The sequence below is a fragment of the Shewanella sp. NIFS-20-20 genome (assembly GCF_019209865.1).
Lineage (GTDB): Bacteria > Pseudomonadota > Gammaproteobacteria > Enterobacterales > Shewanellaceae > Shewanella.
Genome location: NZ_JAHUTT010000036.1, coordinates 1 through 18,871, shown reverse-complemented (window position 1 = coordinate 18,871; position 18,871 = coordinate 1). Strand labels below are relative to the sequence as shown.

The following is an 18,871-nucleotide window of genomic DNA, read 5'->3' as shown; positions in this document are numbered from 1 at the left end:
AACCACCTGCCAGTATGTTGGCATTTTTATGGAATGGACATGACGTTATTAGCGAAGGGACAAGCGATATATATAGCCCCCGCCAACCCCGCCGGGCGGGCCTTAATGGCACGTTTATCTGGGCAATTTAGCGTCAGTGGTTTAGTCGATAATCTCAAGCAAGGAGACGGTATTTTCCCGCCAACTCAGGTGGTCGACGCTGGCGCCAAAATTGTTATCGCTGCCGGCGGATTTCAAGGCGCGGTGATCACCGGCTTGCTTGCCCAAGGTTTGACGGCCAAGAGTTTATTGATTGAAGATGAGGCCGGCCAATTACAGCCCTATCGGCGGCCATGGCTCGATCTCAACGCCCTGAGACGTAACACATACATTCGGCTATTGGGGTATTTGCGCCGCCTTCCTTGGCGGCTTAAGCGGGTGTATTACGCCGAAGCATTTGTCGATACCAATGTGATGTTGACGTTCGCGGCCCACCGCGCCCTTGATGCCAATGCAGCGGTGTTAGTGGTCGATAAAGACAGTGCTATTCCGTCTGGGCTCAGGGGATATTCGTTTGAGTCGCAGCCCCTGCGGGCCTTATGGCATATGGTGTTTGCGCGGTCATTTGTGATTGATCATGAATATCAATCACTGACGTTTACTACCTTAAGGCGCTCGGTGCCTGTGGTGCAGTTATGGCACGGTTTGCCGTATAAACAGATCACCGGCAATAGCCATTACCCCAATATTAATGATGCCTGTTTTATTTCAAGTTCCACTTGGTTTAATCAGCAAGTCTTTGCCGCGCGGTTTAATGCCGAGGATTACTTAGCACTCGGTTACCCAAGAAATGACGTGTTTTTTCAATCGCTGTCGCAGCGCTGTTGGCTCAACAGTGAACCGTTGCCGCGTTTACGCGAGGTCCAAGCCCAGTCCGGTGAATTGATTATCTATGCGCCGACCTTTAGGGACAATCAACACAATGATTATCCGCTGGATTTGGTGGCGATTAATCAGTGGTGTCAGCAACATCAGTGTGCATTTATTTTAAAGTTTCACCCATTTATCTACCGCTTAATGGCCGCCAATGGTCAAGTCAGTGCCAGTGATAGCTTGGTGAATTACCCCAACCTTGAGCATGTGTATATTTTTCCAAATGGTAAAAATGTCTATCCGTGGCTGGCTGAAGCAAAGATGCTGGTCACCGATTACTCGTCGATGGCATTTGATTTTATGTTGTCCGCCAAGACAATTGTATATTACCAGTATGATAAAGAAGAATATCAACAGGTTAGAGGGCAACCCCTCATAGGTGATCAGGCGTTTATTCAAGGGGAAGTGGCTTGCAATATGCCGCAACTGTTAACGGCGATGAGCGCCAGTCTCGAGACGGCGAACGTCGAGTATCGCGCCATAGCCGACTATAACAGCCAAGAACAAGCGTGTGTCCATGGGATATTAAAGGCCATCGATAAGATTGAGGGGCAGGGGTCATGACCGCAAAAATAGTAGTGACCTATGGCACTTTCGATATTTTTCATGTCGGGCATTTACGCTTATTGCAGCGGGCCAAATCCTTAGGCGATAAATTATACGTATTTGTATCTTCAGATGAATTTAATCAGGCCAAAGGCAAACTCAGTCTGTTTCCCTATGAGCAACGCGCCGAAATAGTGGCCGCGTGCGGTGTGGTGGATGGCGTATTCCCTGAGCATAGCTGGGATCAAAAAATAGAAGATATTCAAACCTTAAAGGCGAGCACCTTTGTCATTGGCGATGATTGGCGCGGTCAATTTGATTTCTTAACTCCCTATTGTGAGGTGGTGTATTTAGCACGTACCGATGGGATTTCGTCGAGTCATGTCAAACAAGCCATGACCTTGATAAATAACTTGAATAAAGCCATAGGATAAAGTGAATGACAGATCATCTGGTGACAGATTTCGTGGAGTTGGTCAAAGCCAGCGCCTTATATCAGGACTTTGTCGCGGCCATTGAGCAGCCGCACGTTACCCATGTGTCTTTTGATATCTTTGATACGGTATTACGACGTCGCTGTTTTGAACCTAAACAGATATTTGCGGATGTGATTGACCATTTGCCGCAAGCGCTTTATCACCAGTATGGTTTAGAGGCCGCGGATTATCAGCAGATGCGGATGGCGGCTGAGCGGTTAGCCCGCCAAGAAAGCAGCGCTGAAGAGATTAGTTTTGAGGAGATTTTTGCCCAGCTCGCGCTGACGGAAGATCAAAAAGCGCGGCTCAAGCAACAAGAACTGGCCGAAGAGTTGGCCCAAAGCTATGCCGATCCTGTGTGCGCCATCTTACTGGACGCAGTAAAACGCAGTGGTAAGCAACTGGTATTTATCTCCGACATGTACTTAAGCTCTAGTGTGATTAAGGGGTTGCTAGAGCAAAGTTGTCAGCTGGATGACTATCGATTATTTGTGTCTAGCGCTTATGGGGCGACCAAATTTACCGGCCAATTATTTATTAAGGTATTGGCTGAATTAGGCATTACTGCCAATGCCTTAGTGCATATAGGCGACCATGCCACCTCCGATGTGCGCTCGCCACAATTGATGGGCATTCACGCCATCGCCTTTAATACCAATCTCGATGTGAGCGAGATTGAACGTCGCGAAAAGCATTATCAAGTGCGCTTGCCAGCCAAAGTGACCTTAGCGCGTAAGCTCGCCATTTTGTTGCAACCTGCCAGCATTGATGCTGATACTGAGTTCTTTTATCAGATGGGCGCCAATATTTTTGGGCCGATAATCACGCAAATGAGTCAGTGGGTTTTGGCCGATACGCAGCGGCTGAAGATTGATACTGTGCTAGCCATGATGCGTGAGGGCGATATTTTTGCCGAATCCATTAATCGCCAACAGCAGTTACTGGCGCCTGAGTCGCTGGCTTGTCGCTGTATTCCTTTTTACGCCTCGCGTAAGGCCACCTATTTACCGTCCATGATTGCGGCGGATATCGAAGATAAGCTGGCAAAAACCTTAGTCAGAAAATGTTATACCTTAGGTGATATGTTGGCTGAATTTGGCATTAACGCGCCAGAATTATTGCCCTTAGTCTCGACCCCTGTCAGTAGCCTGACCAAAATCGATATTGGTGGCATTAATGGCTTAGTCAAAGTCAAGCAAGTGTTTGCCAATGCTGCCGCCGAAGTGAGCGCCAATATTCACGCGAGCCATCAGTTGTTTATCGACTATTTGCAGCAAATGTTAGGTCAGCAGTCTGAGGTGTTTGCCACCCTCGACTTAGGTCCGGGGGCAACCATTGCCCAGCAATTCTCGAAAGCTAGCCAACGACAAGCGCGGGTTAACTACTTGCTATTTGCCAGCGATCGCGGCTTTAGTAAAGCCAATGATATTGCGATAAAACCCTTTTTGCCGTTAACCGATGACACCCAAAAATCCATCGCCCTGTTAGTGCGTTCACCGGAAGTATTGGAGTATTTTTTGGTCGGAGCATCCGGCACCACCACGGGTTATCAGCGCGGCCCTAGCGGGGTCGAGCCTGTGTGCGAACCCAGAGACTTGTCGGCAGTAGATATTGACAGGCTATACGCGTTTAAACTCGGGGTGGCAGCCTTTCAGCGGCTGGCACTTACCTTGGAGCTCGAGCCCGCGTCGGTGGCGGAGCGTATCAGTTACTTGCAAATACTGGCCCGCTTAATCGATTGCCCAACCGCCATTGAAGTGGCCAATATTGGTCAATGCCAACACGAAGAAAACTTCGGTTCCCAAGGCAAATACAGCATTATCAAGGCTGACAACCTCGCCAAAGTACAAGCTCAAGGCGTGGCCGATTTTTATCAATATTTTTGCCAACAAGCCACGGCATTACAACGGGATATGCCTTGGCCGCAAGGGGTGATGACCCAAGTTAATGCCGATTACCTCAGCGGTATTGCCAGAGTGAATGCGCAAGAACATGTGCACTACAGTGCCGTACAAGCCTTGCTGTCGCTACTGCTTGCCGATGATATCAAAGAGATCATTGTGTATGGCGCCGGTGAGTTCTTTTTCTATCTGTATGATTTTTTAGTCGAACATAAGATTGCGGTGCGTGGGGTGATCGATAGACGCGCCGAATTTTCCTCGTTCAGCGTGCATGACATCGCCGTAAAGAGTTTAGCCGACACCGATGTCAATGATTGCCAAGCCATCGTCATCGCCTCAAGTGCCTTTGTCGATGAAATCAAACAAGATTTAGCTCAGAAAATTGATGTTGAGCACCATAAACTGATCTGTATTTAGACGGGAAACTGACCATGAATTTATCCATTATTATCCCAATGCATAATGCCGAACAGTCGATCACTGCGGCAATTGCGTCGGTTTACCAAGCCTTGGGCGATCGCGGTTTTGAAGTGATCGTTATCGATGATGCTTCAACAGATAACAGTGTTGCCGTGGTAACCGCGCTGCAAGCTCACTATCAAGAGTTGATATTGCTAAAGGTCAGCGACAATCAAGGAGCCGGTCATGCCCGTAACGTCGGTCTTGAAGCGGCACAGGGCGAGTACCTCACTTTTCTTGATGCTGACGATCATTATCTTGGCACGGCCCTTGGGGACGTCTTGCAGTTAACTCAGCAACATGATGCCGATGTCAGCCTCTTCTCTTATCAAGTGTTGGATTCAGGCGGCAATGTCAGTGAGCGCTTGCTGGCCAGAGATAATGAAGTGTGGCAATACTTACGGCCGCAATGCGATCGGATTTGCACCTTAACCGAGGCTTCTGCGAGTTTGCGGTTGGCTGGGTTTCCATGGAACAAAATGATCAAGAAATCCTATGCCGATAGTATCGGCTTACAGTTTTCAGAAACCATGGTGCTAAACGACTCGTTTGTCCATTTTCAATCGCTGCTGGCTGCGCAAAGAATGTTATTGCTCAACACTGAGGTCGTGGCTCATCACTATGAACCGTCGACGCAGCAATTAACTAATGTGCATGATATTCGTCGGATCAGTTCGTTAGTGGTGCTCGACCAATTAGCCAGCTTATATCAAGCGCATCCTGATTATGTCGCTTACTTGCCTTTTTTGTATGCGTTTGAAGATGATATCTACACTTGGATGTTTAAGCATACCACCCCAGAATTCAAAGACTTTTTGGCAGAAAAATATTTAGCGCTCAAGCAAGATCGTCAGTGCAATATTCAACATCAGATCAAAGTCTCAAACAAAAAAATCTTAGTGTATGGTCTGGGCTGGAAGATGATGGAATACTTAGATGCGATGAGTGAACACAATCAAATCGTTGGTTTTATGGACAGTGATTTATTAAAAGCGGGTAAAACGGTGTTTGGCTATGAAATCTTCCATCCATTACAAAAACACTTACCTGAATTTGATTTGATCGTGATTTGCAGTTCGTTTGAACAAGAAATAAAAAATAATATTCAAGGTGTCTCAATCGATAAGATTAAATCGGTCAATGATATTGTTGTTAACTTTATTATTTGATTGAGATTTAGCAATGAGCTTAGCGTGCTTAAGGATGATGATATGAAGAAGGTGTTGCATATTTTTTGGGAAACTCACCATCACAATCTATCCATCATTCGTTATTTCAGCGAATTATCACTCGCTGAGGTTCACCATGAATACCTAGTGTTTGATAGGCAACATCAGCTGGACATCTATGATGAATTTGCTCATGTCCCGATGCATTTTTTCTCATTAAATGCGCAGTTTTTGCCGTGGTTACGTGAGCAGCATATCGATTACGATCTGATCATTATCCATGGTTTTTTCAATCATGTGTTGTGGGAAGTGTTGAGAGAAAACGCGGCTATCTGCCAAAAGACCAGTTGGTTAATTTTTGGTGCTGATCTGCTCATTGATGATTATATTCCCGAGCAAGTCGAGTTTTTATCTCGAATGACCGCCATGCGTCGTGATTGTGTGGTTAACATGAAATCAGTGCTAACTAATATTTGTTCTGATGTCGATCAACCTATCTGCAATGATAAATACGGGACGCCATCATTAGCACTCAAGTATGCCTATTACCAAGATTATGTCGCCGACCCGACAGAGTTACCTGCACAGATAATGTCATTTGCCAAGGGTGATAATGTCATTGTGCTCGGCAATTCGGCCGATGTTAGTAATCGTCACATTGACATGATGGCCCAGTTACTTGAGTTAAAGCACGATATTCGTATTTTATGCCCGCTTAATTACGCGGGCGATGCTGAGTATATCCATCGCGTCATCGAGTATGGTCAGCAGCACTTTGGCGATCGATTTTTTGCCTTGACCCAGTTACTGAGTAATCAAGAATATTATTATTTATTGAGCCTGTGTGATGGTCTAATTTTAGCCCACAAGCGCCAGCAAGCTGGCCATCATTGGGTGTATTGGCTCAAGCAAGGTAAACCCATGTGGGGGGATTTGGATGCGCCCATCCCGAGGGATTTAGTCAATAAAGGTGCGGTGATTAATCACATTAATCAGTTACACCAGCTAAAAGATGATTTAGGGTCAAATCGAAGTTATCAGCAAAACGTAATGATATATCAAAAGTTTTTCTCTAAGGGGGAAATTGATAATCTTTGGCGTAACAATTTTAATGAGTTATTGGCATGAACCTAATAGCAAGATTACACCTTAGGTTAAGGACAACATCATGAGCAAAATTACCCCAGTAACTCAACCTTTCCTTCCTCCTTTGGAAGAGTTTATTCCTCTGCTTGAACAAGTATGGGATAACAAGTGGTTGACAAATAATGGTCCTTTTCATCAAGAATTTGAGCAAGCCTTGTGTGATTACTTGGGCGTAAAGCACATTTCATTGTTCACAAATGGCACGATTGCTTTAGTGACGGCATTGCAAGCGTTAAGAGTGACAGGTGAAGTGATTACCACCCCTTATTCATTTGTCGCCACCAGTCATTCATTATTGTGGAATGACTTAACCCCAGTCTTCGTTGATGTCGAACTCGACTCATTTAATATCGACCCCAGCAAGATTGAAGCCGCGATTACCGATAAAACCACAGCAATTATGGCGGTTCATTGTTATGCGAATCCATGCAAAATGGATGAAATACAACGTATTGCTGACATTTACGGGTTAAAGGTTATTTATGATGCGGCGCACTCTTTTGGCGTCAGCCAACAAGATAAAACCATCTTGAATAATGGCGATTTATCGATCTTAAGTTTTCATGCCACCAAAGTATTCAATACCTTCGAAGGTGGCGCCATTATTAGTTCGAGTTTACAGCTTAAGCAGAGAATTGATTATTTAAAAAACTTTGGTTTCGCCGATGAGGTGACGGTCACGGCGCCGGGGATCAATGGCAAAATGAGTGAAATCAATGCTGCCTTCGGCTTATTGCAGCTTAAATACATCGATGGCGTGATTAATAAACGCCAAGAAATAGACAGTGTCTATCGTGCAGCCTTAACCGATATTCCCGGCATCACCTTGCCACCGGTCAATGCTGAGGTGACGAGTAACTACTCCTATTTTCCGATTTTAGTGACGGATGATTTCCCCGTGAGTCGCGATGAGCTTTACCAAGCGTTTCGACAGCAAGATATCCATGCGCGTCGGTATTTCTATCCATTAATCAGTGATATGCCTATGTACAAAGCGCTACCTAGCTCTGATGTTAAGCGACTTGGGAATGCCAAATACTTGTCAGATAGAGTGCTGTGTTTACCCATTTTTAGCGATATAACGGTGGAACAACAGCAGGCCGTTATCAATGTCATTAGGAGTGTTTAATGTCTTTCTATAGTGATGAAGAGCTTCACAGTCTTGGATTTAAGTCTGTAGGTTGCGATGTCAAAGTCTCTAAGAAGGCGTCACTGTACGGCATAGAGCGTATTGCTATTGGCAGTCATGTGAGAATTGATGATTTTTGTGTGTTGTCTGCGGGCGCCGGCGGCATGGTGATTGGTGATTATGTCCATATTGCCGTGTTTGCGAGCTTGATTGGCCAAGGTCAAATTTACCTCGCCGATTTTTGCAGTGTGTCGTCACGGGTGTCGATTTATTCCAGTAATGACGATTATTCCGGGGCGTTTTTGACCAACCCCACGGTGCCGACGGCACTGACCAATGTGACCTCGGCGGACGTTATTTTGCACAAACATGTCATTATCGGCAGCGGCAGTGTGATATTGCCTGGGGTGACCATTGGCATGGGGGCGTCGATTGGGGCGTTATCGCTGATTGCTCGAGATTGTCAGGCCTTTGGCGTCTATTCAGGCAATCCCGCTCGGCATATGATGAATCGGTCAATGGATTTATTAGCGCTAGAGCAAACATTGCGAAATTCTTGAGGTTGTTATGTCAAATTGCATTATCTGTGGTGGTCTAACACGGTATTTCTTCAGTAAAGAATATACCACAGAGCCTTATGCCAGCTTTATGCACAAACTCGGCACCGTCGAATATCGTCAATGCCAGCACTGTGGGTTTGTCTTATCTGCAACCCACGCCCAGGCCAATCACCACGATTGGCAGGAGCTGAATGCCCTGCATCACAATTATGTCGAAACTCACTTTGGTTGTGACAATATCCCCAATCAACCGCCTTACCTTGAACAAGCCAGTATGTTGGCCTTGCTTAAGGGGCATGGGCTCATTTCGATGCAGTCGGGGGTCGATTTTGCCGGAGGCTATGGCAGACTAAGTGGCATTTTACATCAGTACTTTGCACTGGAATTACCCGTGTATGATCCCTTTGTTCAAAATAAAAATGGTCAGGTGAATTACCTCGAACATCTGGCGCCTCATGGCATGGATTTAGTGGTAAATTCTGCCATGTTTGAGCATATAAGATGCCGGGAAGACTTAGATCAAATCAACCGAGTCGTGGCGGATAGCGGGGCATTAGTGCTACATACCGTCATCTGTGAAAATATCCCGAACGATCCCCATTGGTTTTATCTTGACCCGCCAGTGCACAGTGCCTTTCATACCAACAAAAGTATGTCAGTACTGATGGAGCAATGGGGCTATGTCGCCTCTATTTATTCAGTGAAAGCCAAATCTTGGTGTTTACTTAAACAGGACTTAGACGATGGTGAGCGCGCGATAGCTAAGATCAATGAAGAGTTGCAACAACCCTTTTTCATCTATAAAAAAGGGTTTGTTGATTACTGGAAATAATTAGCTGGCAGGGTCAATTTTTTGCAATGCAAAACTTTGGCTTTCTGAGATATTCATGGTTAAGTAAACCAGCTTATATTGATAGGCAACACAAAATTCGTGTACCGCTTCTATCACACCATAACGTACTTGAGATGCCCAATTGCAGTGTTGATAATCATGGCCGCAAATAAAGCCATTGGCCTTAATTTTAGTATGCAATAGTTCGAGTTCTGTTTTGGTTTGTTGATAGCTATGAGTGGTATCAATATAGGCCCAGTCGAGGCTATTATCATCAAAGTCAGCCAAGGCGTGTTGCGACAGTTGGCGGTGGATCGCTACTTGATTATCTCTGACTTCAGCGGCAAACTTTTGGCTGACAGAGGCAAATAAGGCGTCGTTGTATCTGTTACTTCCCCAGATATCGACCAAATGCAATTTACTGGGTTGATTATACGTGAGAATTTGCTGGCTAAAGGTCCCTTGAGCCACCCCAAGTTCTACCGCCACCCCATGTTTTGGTAATAAGTTAAGTAACTCCACTCGGTTGGTAATTAAGCGGGTATCATGGATGTGTGCCGACGCTAACGGAATTTTGGGGATCTTGGCTTCTTCAATGGTGCGTATCTCACATTGCTGCGCGCAAATTTGCTGATGCAGCGCATGGATCTGCTCATCATCATCCAGATTTATAAAATTGTTAATCCCATAAGAAGCTAATGTCTTCGCTATCTCTTCGACATAACTGCTGGCAATAATAATCCGGTCATACTCGAGATTGTTAATTTGATCTGGGCTGTATAAGGGCTTATTTAACCATTGGCTTGCCTTGGGGGTGCTATCAATAAAGCCGATAATATTATGATTTATCGAAATAGCCGCCAAGTGGGTAAGTAATTTGCTCGATGTCCCATATATGAGTGTGCGCATGCCAAAATTGTCCATAATTTTCAATATCTATTGCTTAAGTTTAATCTGTTTTTATCAGTATGGTAAGGATTAATACTGGCGAATATTGGCGGCGATGATGCGGGTTGAGATGATCGTGTATGGCGTGATCGTGGCGGGGATTGTCTCCTAAATTGAGGCGTTCAAGGGGCAAACCGCCTGAATATATGGCTAACACAATAACGATGTCGGCGTTGGCGGGCAAGTTAGGCAGTCTTTGCCGGTTGGTCGGCGTTTCGCTCACATTTCCTGTGACAGCAGTTCCGCTTTTTCGCAAAAACGGGTACTCTGTGGCATCTTCGTGGCTAGTTAGAATTCAGAGTATGTTTAGCAATCAATCAACCCGATTAAATAAATACATTAGTGAAAGTGGTATTTGCTCGCGCCGTGACGCCGACAGGTACATAGAGCAGGGTAATGTGTTTATCAATGGCAAACGTGCGACCGTGGGTTGTCAGGTAGAGTTTGGCGATGTCGTCAAAGTCAACGGCCAGTTGATTGAGCCCCGTGATGCCGATGACTTTGTCTTTATTGCATTAAATAAACCCGTCGGCATTGTCAGTACCACCGAGGGCAGCGAAAAAAACAATATCGTGGATTTTGTTAATCACAGCGAGCGAATTTTTCCTATCGGCCGTTTAGACAAGGACTCGCAAGGCTTGATCTTCTTAACCAGCAATGGCGATTTGGTCAATAAAATTCTGCGTGCCGGTAACAAGCACGAGAAAGAGTACGTGGTCACAGTGAATAAACCGCTCACCGATGAGGCCATTACTGGCATGAGTGCTGGCGTGCCGATGCTGGGGGTGATCACCAAGAAATGTAAGATCGAAAGACTCTCGGCGCAAACCTTTAAAATCACGTTAGTTCAAGGTTTAAACCGCCAAATTCGCCGCATGTGTGAATACTTCAACTACGAAGTGACTAAGCTTGAGCGAGTGCGGATCATGCATGTCGATATGAAAGGTTTGCCGGTTGGCGAATGGCGTGACTTAACCGAAGACGAGTTACGTCTGATGCTCGATGCCGCTAAACACTCTTCATCAGAAGCCGCGCCCAATAAGAAAGATGTTAAGGCCAAGCAAAAAGCCAAAGCGAAGGCTAAATCTCCCGATCGCTCTAAAGAAGCGATCCAAGCCTTGATCCCGCAAACGCCAGGCTCACGCCGAGGTAAGCCTAAACCCAGCAATAATCCTAAGCACAGAAATCAACGCTTAGGGAAGAAAAAATCCTAACGGTTTAACAATCATCGACATTAAAGGCGCCAAGTGCGCCTTTTTTTATGGCCTTAATTCGCGCTGTCTTCACAGCGTGAGTGCGCGAGCAGGCTCACCATGCCCCTGTGTTATCCGCGTCCGCTTGTTATCCACGCCATGATGAACTTGCCACTAGCTCGCGCTGTAAACAAAAACTATGGCGCTTAGCAACAGATTGTCACTCGTCAGCTTTTTGCCCGTGGGATACAGTCATTGGCAACTTAGGAGGGCAACAAATGACGCATTCACACACCACACCGCCAACCCCCATATCGCAAGCGTATGTGAAGTTTAACCATGACTTTAGCCAAGCCGTGGTGATCAAAGGCGGTGATATACCGTTTACGCCAACCCCGATGGTGGGGGTTGAGCGCATGATGTTTGAACGTATTGGCGATGAGGTCGCTAGACGAGCCACCTCGTGTGTACGTTATCAGGCTGGCAGCCAATTTTCTGCGCATGTTCATAGTGGTGGCGAAGAATACTTAGTGCTCAGAGGGACGTTTTCTGATGAAAGTGGTGACTTTCCTCAAGGTTGGTATGTCCGCAACCCCGTCGGGAGTCGTCACGCACCTTTTACCCATGAAGGCTGTGAGATCTTAGTGAAATTAGCGCAAATGCCGGTTGACGAGACCGCCAATTTTTCCATGGATACTCAGGAGGGCGATTGGGCGTTGCAGGCGGGCGGCATGCGCGAATTAACCTTATGGCAATCAGCGTTTGAACACACGAGTTTACGGCAATTGCCCAGTCATTATCAGGGCGAGCCTGAACAATTTGATGAGGTGTTTGAATTATTTGTCATTGCGGGTGACATCAGGCTTAACGAGCATCAATTAGGTGCGCGCTCATGGTTACGTTTACCCGCTCATCACCCCATTGCCATGTCATCGGTAACGGGGGCGACTGTGTATATCAAAATTGGTAAAGGAGTGGTTAGAGAATAGCGAGCTTTTGCTCGCTAGCGATTGACCACTAATGTTGAGTTTACTACGCGCGATATGCGCTAAGGCATAACAATGGAACAAGCAGATAAGTTGACCGTTTATGAAACGACAGGTTTTCCTAATCCAGCCCGAGTTAGAGCTGCGCTGGCGGCTAAGGGGGCAGTCGAACAAGTGACGTTTATCGAAGTGGATGTGATGGCAAAAGAGCACCGAACACCGGAGTTTTACCTCATCAATCCACTAGGCACAGTGCCAGTATTGCGCACCCCTGAGGGGATCTATTTGACGGATTCGACGGTGATTATTGAGTATCTCGATAATATCTTACCTGGACCAAATCTCAGCGGTACCACACCATTGGAGCGCGGCATAATCCATATGATGCAGCGACGGGCCGAGGTCATGGTGATGGACGCTGTGGCGGCTTATTTTCACCATGCGACCACAGGCTTAGGGCCTGAGCTTGAAACCGCCCCTTGTCAACCTTGGGGGGAACTCCAAAAGCTCAAGGCGCAAGCGGGGTTGGTCTATTTTAATCAGCACTTGCAAGATCAAGCGTTTGTGGCTGCTGACCGATTGACGATGGCCGACATTACCTTGTTTTACGGATTGGCGTTCGCGGACTTTAGTGGCCTTGAGATCCCAGCGCACTTACGCCATTTAGCGGCATGGCGAGAGCGAATGGCTCAACGCCCTGAATTTAACGGCTAGGCAAACCAAGGGTTTCATGGGCAAGAATGCCGGAGTCATATGGCATGATGGCGCTGATGGCTCGGCGCCATCATGATGAAAGTGGATTTTATGCAGGGGCCGCTTGCTGCGTGACGGGCGCCGCGGCTTGCTGTTGTAACCAATGACGAAAGTCAATCATGGCTTGATTACAGGGCCTGTCTTGCTGCCATACCACATGGTATGCCATGGCGGAGGTGATGGCCGCTGCGCTGCCAAATGGGCAGACCAGGGTGCCACTGGCAATGTCATCTCGGACCAGTACTTCTCTGCCTAATGCCACCTCTTGCGCACGAATGGCCGCCGCAATGAGATCGGCCGAGCTGTTGATTTGTAAGCCGACATTGTTTGGTAATGGCCTATGTTGTTGGCGAAACCAACAAGACCAAGAGGGGTAGTTAGGGTTATTGGCCACCGAAGTATCATGTAATAACGGGTATTGACTTAAATGCTCGATACGTTGCAATCCTTGCGCGACTAGCGCTGGGGCACAGACAGGAAAGACGGTTTCAGCCATCAAGTACTCCGCCGCTAATCCCGGCCATTGTCCTTGGCCGTAGCGCAAGCCGATATCAATCCCTTCTCTTGCATAATCAATTAGTTGTACTTGAGTTTCTATCTTGAGTTGTCAGTGCGGATAGCTTTGTTGAAAGTGATGTAGCCTCGGCATTAACCACTTGGCGGCAAACGACGGACTGACTGAAATGGTCAAGGATTGTTGCAAGAGTGGACTATATAATTGTTGCAGCCCATTGAGCATCAAATCAAAACTGCGTTTGATATCGGGGTAGGCCGCTTGGGCCGCTGGGGTCATGGTGAGTCTAGCTTGACCACTATTGCTGCGAATAAACAAGGTGACCCCAAGCCATTCTTCGAGTTGGCGAATTTGTTGGCCGATGGCCGCCGGAGTGACATTCATCTCTTTAGCCGCCAAGGTAAAGCTTTGATGCCTAGCGGCGGCTTCAAAGGCTTTAATGCCATTTAAGTGCGCAAGTCGAAACATGGTGTCCTCAATAAACAATATCTATACCGTAAGCCTAGTTCTTATGATTTGTAAGTACAGCGCCAAATTAGCAGTATAGAGGCCATTAAGCCATCACTCATGAGTCGATTGGCAGGGCAAAGCGAACGTCGCGCGGACTTGCCGTGGGCTACTTGCATTACTGAGTCGTTAACTAATGAGGCATTCAATTGAAAAAAAATCATTCAGGCAAAGAGGTAGTGATTGTCGGTGCTGGGTTAAGCGGTATCTATGCCGCCTATTTATTGCAGCAACAGGGGATTAAGGTCACAGTGCTGGAGGCGGCCGCGCAGGCTGGCGGCCGCATTCAGGTATTTTCTCCCGCTGAAAAAGGCGATGCTAAGGCGCATTTTGATCTGGGACCTGCCTGGTTTTGGCCACAGATGAATCCCATTTTCCAACGCTTAGTCAGCCAATTCTCCCTGCATTCATTTCGGCAATTTGATCAAGGTGATAGCTTGGTTGAACTGGACAAAAATAAGGCGCCGCGTGTTCAATCATCCCCCTATAGCAGCGCGCCTAGTGCCTACCGTTTACAGGGCGGCATGCTGAGCCTAGTGACTGCCTTGATGCAAACACTCGCGCCGCAAACTCTGAGATTAGCGACAAAAGTCACGGCGATAAGCCGTATTGATGATGCGCAAAGCGGTGGCTATCGTTATCAAATTACCGCTGACAGCGCAGCGGGCGAGCAAACAATGTCGGCAGATTATGTGATTTTTGCAATGCCGCCAAGACAGGTTGCCGCTCAGCTCACGATAACACCGAGCTTGGACGATGACCTGATCGACACATTGGCCGCAACGCCGACTTGGATGGCGGCCCATGCCAAAGTAGTGGCGGTATACCCTCAAGCGTTTTGGCGGGCAAACGGAGCCTCTGGCACCGTGATGAGTCATGTGGGGCCGCTGATCGAAATACACGATGCCTCAGAAGAGTTCACCGCCACAGGCGATGGGCTCGGGGCATTATTTGGATTTTTGGGGATCAATGCGCCCGCGCGTAAAACGGCAGGCAAAGACGCCCTATTAGCAATGGCATTACAGCAACTTATCCGCATTTTTGGCGAGCAAGCCGCACAGCCACTCGCCATGGAAATAATGGATTGGTCGCAGCAGTCGCTGATTGCCCACCGCAATGACTTTTCAACTCTTCTCCATCCCCACTATGGTTTATACCCGGCCAACGGCGGTGAGCAACATGGGCAACTCATCTTTGCTGGCACTGAGGCGGCGACATCTAATGGCGGCTATTTGGAGGGCGCACTAGAGGCGGCAGAAACCGCAGTCGCGATGATCACATCGGCGTGAGTCTTGCTACTCATTTGAACACCAATAGTATTTGATGTTATTGATAACTTAGCGGTATGTTGGATTAATAATTGTGCAGTCAAGGGACGCAATGACAGAGTATAAACCCGCAAGTGACACCAAGGCATTGGCGTCTATGTTCAATGCTGGTCCATGGCAAAGGTGCCGGCATGTGCTCACAGGAATGGGGCCTGGCCTATTAATGGCGGCTGCGGCCATTGGCGCCTCACACTTGGTGGCATCGACCCAGGCCGGGGCCGAGTTTGGCTGGCAACTTGCCTGGTTAGTGGTCGTGGTTAATCTGCTTAAGTATCCCTTTTTTGTGGCGGGCACTCGTTATACCGCTGCCTCCGGTGAAAGCTTATTGCATGGATATCTCCGCCAAGGGCGAGGCTATTTACTGCTGTTTACGGGTTTAAATCTTATTGCGGCCATCGCCAGTACTGCCGGAGTGACCATGTTAACGGCCGCCTTATTGAGCCAATTTGTCGCCTTACCCATCAATGTGTTGGCCATATGCGTGTTGTTATCCTGCCTCTTGTTGTTGCTGTTTGGTCAATATCGTACCTTAGATAAACTGTCTAAAATTATTATGTTAGCGTTAAGCCTGTCCACCCTGTTGGCCGTGATATTGGCATGGGGGCAAGCGGCGCCTATCAAAGAGGCTATCACCCCTTCTCCGTGGCAATGGGCCTATGTTGGTTTTCTGATGGCCATGATGGGCTGGATGCCGGCGCCGATTGAGGTCAGTAGTTGGAGTTCACTGTGGCTGCTGGAAAAACAGAAAACTCAAGCGGTCACGCCCAAGCAAGCCGTCGCTGATTTTAACCTCGGCTATGGCATCACCGCGCTATTGGCATTGCTGTTTCTGACCCTTGGAGCATTAGTGATGCATGGCACTGGCCAGCAATTTTCACCATCGGCGGTGACCTTTGCGAATCAACTCATTGGTATGTATGGCCAAGTCATGGGCCCAAACAGCCGTTATCTCATCGGGTTTGTGGCACTCTTGTGTATGTTGAGTACCACAGTGACTGTGATTGATGGCTATAGTCGTACCTTAGATGTCGGGCTACAAATACTCAGCCATAATCCTCCATCCTCGCGACAACGACTAACTATCATGCTCGCTATCAGTGGCCTTGGCTTGATTGTGATCATATTTTTTAAAGGCGCATTACTGCCATTATTGGAAGTGGTGATGACACTGGCCTTCTTCACCACCAGTATTTTTGCATGGCTCAATTACCGTTTGATGACGGCGACGTGGTTAGCACCGCAACATCGCTTTGGCCGGTTTATGATCGGACTCTCTTGGTGTGGCTTGATCTATCTATTCGGGTTTATGGGGCTCTTTGGCTATTGGTTGGTGGCGATGAAGGCATAACGAGCGACTTGAGTAAGCAGTAAACCTCGCAAGTTAACGGATAGATAAGGAGTGTGTATGCTAAACATTAAGACCTCATTGCTTGCACTGCTGTGGATCTCGCCAAGTTGGCTGCAGGCCAGCGAAATTTGCGAGGTGATCGCTTCCAAGGATTATCAGATTAAGGTGTCAACGATAGCGACGGGCCTTGCTCACCCGTGGTCAATGGCATTTTTACCCAGCGCCAAAGCGGAACAATGGCAGATGCTGATCAGCGAACGTAATGGTCAGCTGAAACGGGTGGATCATCTAGGTGAGGTCACGCTCATTGCTGGCGCGCCCAGTGCCCAACAGCTCGGGCAAGGTGGCTTATTAGGCGTGGCAATCTCCCCTGATTTTTCTACAGACAAGCAAATCTTTATTGCCTATTCGCAAAGTGCGGCCAATGGCGCTGCCAATACCGCCATTGCGCGTGCGACGTTAGCGGGGGATGAGCTCCACAATGTTCGTACCATCTTTAGTGCTAAGCCGCTCCATCAAGGCGGTCGTCATTTTGGCGGGCGCTTGGCCATTCGCGGCCAATGTCTGTTGTTATCTCTTGGCGATCGCGGTGATAGAGAGCAAGCGCAAGATTTACAAACCCATACTGGCAGTTTGGTGGCGGTGACATTTGCCGGTTTACCATGCCCATCTAACCCCACCTTCGCCAGCGCTGCCTTGGCGGAAATAGTCAGTTACGGTCACCGCAATATTCAGGGCCTCACCCTCGATGATAGCGGCAATATCTGGACCCATGAGCATGGGCCCCAAGGGGGTGACGAACTGAATCTTATCAAACCCGGTGCTAATTACGGGTGGCCAACGATTACTTATGGAAAAAATTACGGAACCGGTACCGCGATTGGCATTGGCACTGAGCGTATGGGTATGCAACAACCGTTATATTATTGGGTGCCATCGATAGCTCCCTCGGGCTTGCTGATCTATTCAGGGGGGCTTTTTAGTCAATGGCAGGGCGATGTGTTACTGGGATCCTTAAAGTTTGGTCTTTTAGTGAGGTTACAGCGTCAAGGGGATCGCATTATTGATGAAGAACGCTTGCTAGGTAATCAATTTGGGCGAATTCGAGATGTCGCACAAGGACCTGAGGGGGCCATATATCTACTCACTGACAGTGCCAATGGTTCATTACTCAAATTAACGCCATACGCGCTTAATCGCCATCCAACGGCTGAGAGTGAGGCTAGGCAATAACAGCTGTGTGGCAGCGGTAAGCATTTTCTTCCTGCTATGCGTCAGTTGTTATCATCATTGCCGTTGACAGCATCCAGTGTTAACGACTTGTTGCGCCCATTGCGCTTGTGTATAATTTTGCGCCACCGCAAAGCATCGATGTAAATTCATCAGTCAATGGAGTGATTTATGCTTATTTAGTTAACGATTGAACTGCCAATGAGGTCAACGTGAAACCACATAATATAAAAACAATGAAAGATTTTTGTTTAATTTTTCTGGCGTTAATGCTGCTCCAGCCAGGTATCGCTATCCTCTTTGATGTCCCCAGCTCTTTGTATGTCTATAAACAGATGGCAGACTTTCTCGGGGCTCGTTGGATAGAGGAGGAGGGGCGTTATTTGGTAGCCGTGATCGCTCTAATCGTGGTCATATTGCTGTATATCAGTAAATATCGACCGCTGGCATTAAAATTATCACTGGTTATGTTTATTGGAGCTATCATAAGTCATATCGTTTCGGGCATACAGTTACCTTACTTTGGTGACGCTCAAACCTCCATGTACGGCATGATCGACACTGGCGATTTTTTTAACGCGGTGGCCGAGGCGAGAAATCATGGTTTCACTCGTGAGGAGGTATTATTAAGCCCCAATGGTTATAAAATGTTCGTGCCTCAAGGGTATGATTCGGGTTTCTCATTTGTTTTATATTCGATTGCCTTTGCCTTAAATGTGGTGTTGTTAAAGTTTATTGGCGATGACAAGCATGGGTTGATGAATTCGGCTGTCGAGCAAAAATAATTCTACCCTGAGTCGTGTTCAATGGCGTTGTTGATCAAATAGTTCACGTAACGTACTGATCTAATGACACTTACTCTAATTACTCAACTCGGTAACTAACAGGCATACCTAGTCTTATGACTTTGTTCATTGCCTTGACGTTAGCTAAC

Annotated in this window: 18 protein-coding genes; 15 read left to right on the top strand and 3 right to left on the bottom strand. The window is 47.3% G+C overall.

Annotated elements, in window-relative coordinates; genetic code table 11:
- Positions 1–39: 39 nt before the first annotated feature.
- Genes KU855_RS12060 through KU855_RS12025 form a run of 8 tightly spaced genes read left to right on the top strand, consistent with a single transcriptional unit; the run spans position 40 to position 9,130 of the window.
- Positions 40–1,476 (top strand): CDP-glycerol glycerophosphotransferase family protein, encoded by a 1,437-nt coding sequence (locus KU855_RS12060; RefSeq protein WP_218530535.1) that lies wholly within the window; start codon positions 40–42, stop codon positions 1,474–1,476.
- Positions 1,473–1,892 carry an adenylyltransferase/cytidyltransferase family protein gene (locus KU855_RS12055; RefSeq protein ID WP_218530534.1) on the top strand — a complete coding sequence of 140 codons (420 nt, stop codon included), beginning with the start codon at positions 1,473–1,475 and terminating at the stop codon, positions 1,890–1,892. The genes KU855_RS12060 and KU855_RS12055 overlap by 4 nt, the downstream gene beginning before the upstream one ends.
- Before the next feature lie 5 nt (positions 1,893–1,897).
- A complete protein-coding gene (locus KU855_RS12050; protein ID WP_218530533.1) occupies positions 1,898–4,252 on the top strand; it encodes a hypothetical protein in 2,355 nt (784 codons plus the stop codon).
- A gap of 14 nt (positions 4,253–4,266) precedes the next feature.
- Positions 4,267–5,463, top strand: a complete 1,197-nt coding sequence (locus KU855_RS12045; protein ID WP_218530532.1) for a glycosyltransferase family A protein — start codon at positions 4,267–4,269, stop codon at positions 5,461–5,463.
- A gap of 42 nt (positions 5,464–5,505) precedes the next feature.
- Positions 5,506–6,591: a TDP-N-acetylfucosamine:lipid II N-acetylfucosaminyltransferase gene (locus KU855_RS12040; RefSeq protein ID WP_218530531.1), complete on the top strand. Its 1,086-nt coding sequence runs from the start codon at positions 5,506–5,508 to the stop codon at positions 6,589–6,591.
- A 40-nt stretch (positions 6,592–6,631) separates the two neighbouring features.
- Positions 6,632–7,738, top strand: coding sequence for a DegT/DnrJ/EryC1/StrS aminotransferase family protein (locus tag KU855_RS12035; protein ID WP_218530530.1), 1,107 nt, complete (start codon positions 6,632–6,634; stop codon positions 7,736–7,738).
- Entirely contained in the window at positions 7,738–8,298 is a 561-nt protein-coding gene (locus KU855_RS12030; protein ID WP_218530529.1) for an acyltransferase, read from the top strand. The genes KU855_RS12035 and KU855_RS12030 overlap by 1 nt, the downstream gene beginning before the upstream one ends.
- Before the next feature lie 7 nt (positions 8,299–8,305).
- Positions 8,306–9,130: a methyltransferase domain-containing protein gene (locus KU855_RS12025; RefSeq protein WP_218530528.1), complete on the top strand. Its 825-nt coding sequence runs from the start codon at positions 8,306–8,308 to the stop codon at positions 9,128–9,130.
- Here KU855_RS12025 and KU855_RS12020 read toward each other — a convergent pair whose 3' ends face one another.
- A complete protein-coding gene (locus KU855_RS12020) occupies positions 9,131–10,039 on the bottom strand; it encodes a class I SAM-dependent methyltransferase (protein ID WP_218530527.1) in 909 nt (302 codons plus the stop codon).
- A 341-nt stretch (positions 10,040–10,380) separates the two neighbouring features.
- On the opposite strand from KU855_RS12020, the gene rluF reads away from it, so the two are divergent.
- The 3 genes from rluF (at position 10,381) to KU855_RS12005 (ending at position 12,971) form a co-directional block, all read left to right on the top strand.
- Complete coding sequence (rluF, locus tag KU855_RS12015) at positions 10,381–11,292, top strand: 23S rRNA pseudouridine(2604) synthase RluF (RefSeq protein WP_218530526.1); 912 nt, start codon at positions 10,381–10,383, stop codon at positions 11,290–11,292.
- Between the two features lie 257 nt (positions 11,293–11,549).
- Positions 11,550–12,260, top strand: a complete 711-nt coding sequence (locus KU855_RS12010; protein WP_218530525.1) for a cupin domain-containing protein — start codon at positions 11,550–11,552, stop codon at positions 12,258–12,260.
- A 90-nt stretch (positions 12,261–12,350) separates the two neighbouring features.
- Positions 12,351–12,971, top strand: coding sequence for a glutathione S-transferase family protein (locus tag KU855_RS12005; protein WP_218530557.1), 621 nt, complete (start codon positions 12,351–12,353; stop codon positions 12,969–12,971).
- A gap of 88 nt (positions 12,972–13,059) precedes the next feature.
- Here the strand turns inward: KU855_RS12005 and KU855_RS12000 are convergent, their stop codons facing one another.
- Positions 13,060–13,608, bottom strand: a complete 549-nt coding sequence (locus KU855_RS12000; protein WP_218530556.1) for a LysR substrate-binding domain-containing protein — start codon at positions 13,606–13,608, stop codon at positions 13,060–13,062.
- A gap of 9 nt (positions 13,609–13,617) precedes the next feature.
- The gene (locus KU855_RS11995) at positions 13,618–13,992 is read right to left on the bottom strand and encodes a LysR family transcriptional regulator (protein WP_218530524.1); all 375 of its coding nucleotides are present in this window, start codon (positions 13,990–13,992) and stop codon (positions 13,618–13,620) included.
- A 188-nt stretch (positions 13,993–14,180) separates the two neighbouring features.
- On the opposite strand from KU855_RS11995, the gene KU855_RS11990 reads away from it, so the two are divergent.
- From KU855_RS11990 to KU855_RS11975, 4 genes are all read left to right on the top strand, one after another.
- Positions 14,181–15,320: an FAD-dependent oxidoreductase gene (locus tag KU855_RS11990; RefSeq protein WP_218530523.1), complete on the top strand. Its 1,140-nt coding sequence runs from the start codon at positions 14,181–14,183 to the stop codon at positions 15,318–15,320.
- Positions 15,321–15,456: 136 nt separating this feature from the next.
- Positions 15,457–16,707 carry an NRAMP family divalent metal transporter gene (locus KU855_RS11985; RefSeq protein ID WP_218530555.1) on the top strand — a complete coding sequence of 417 codons (1,251 nt, stop codon included), beginning with the start codon at positions 15,457–15,459 and terminating at the stop codon, positions 16,705–16,707.
- A 57-nt stretch (positions 16,708–16,764) separates the two neighbouring features.
- Positions 16,765–17,940 (top strand): PQQ-dependent sugar dehydrogenase, encoded by a 1,176-nt coding sequence (locus KU855_RS11980; RefSeq protein ID WP_218530522.1) that lies wholly within the window; start codon positions 16,765–16,767, stop codon positions 17,938–17,940.
- Positions 17,941–18,149: 209 nt separating this feature from the next.
- Positions 18,150–18,722: a hypothetical protein gene (locus KU855_RS11975; RefSeq protein ID WP_218530521.1), complete on the top strand. Its 573-nt coding sequence runs from the start codon at positions 18,150–18,152 to the stop codon at positions 18,720–18,722.
- The last annotated feature ends 149 nt before the right edge of the window (positions 18,723–18,871 follow it).